The organism is Streptomyces sp. A1136, assembly GCF_004795055.1.
Taxonomy (GTDB): domain Bacteria; phylum Actinomycetota; class Actinomycetes; order Streptomycetales; family Streptomycetaceae; genus Streptomyces.
On the sequence record NZ_SSBJ01000297.1, the window covers coordinates 1 to 564 of the forward strand.

At 57.1% G+C, this 564-nt stretch carries 1 protein-coding gene; it reads left to right on the forward strand.

The features are described from left to right. Positions 1–295: hypothetical protein (locus E6R62_RS40525; protein ID WP_206309038.1), on the forward strand; the 295-nt coding region annotated here is incomplete at its 5' end. Between the last annotated feature and the right edge of the window lie 269 nt (positions 296–564).

A 564-nucleotide genomic window follows, 5' to 3' on the forward strand; every position in this document is an offset into this window, starting at 1 on the left:
ATCTGACAAGGGGAAGGGGCCAATCTTTCGCTCCTATCCACCCGGCATCAGCGGCACCCGCATTTTTCCAAAACTGGAAGCAATCCTCGGAGAAGAGAAGCTCAGCATAGGTGAAGTCTATCCGGCAACAACACGTGAACTGAATTTTCGCCTGACGGTGCGTGACAATCTGGGGGCGCTATCCTCACCGCTTACGTCGATCGGAAAATCCGGGTGGTGGACACCGGGCAAGCGTTTACCGTCACCTATCCTGCGGGAGGTGAAAAATGGCGGGCGCGCGACAGGCAATCGCTAAGCTGGAATAGTGCGGGTTCGGCCCAGGCGCCGATTTCTTGCCAGCGTGTACGGATTGATTTGTCGATCGACGGCGGCCACAGCTATCTGTTCCCTCCCTTGCTCGTCTCGGTGCCAAATACCGGGCGTGCTCAGGTTGACGTCCCGCCGCTGGGTCGTGACATATCCAGGGCGCGTATTCGCGTCGGCTGTGAGACCAATGTGTTTTTCGCGGTGTCTCCCGGCAATTTCTCCATCGTGAAATAGATCAAGAGCGGGAATTGACGCGCA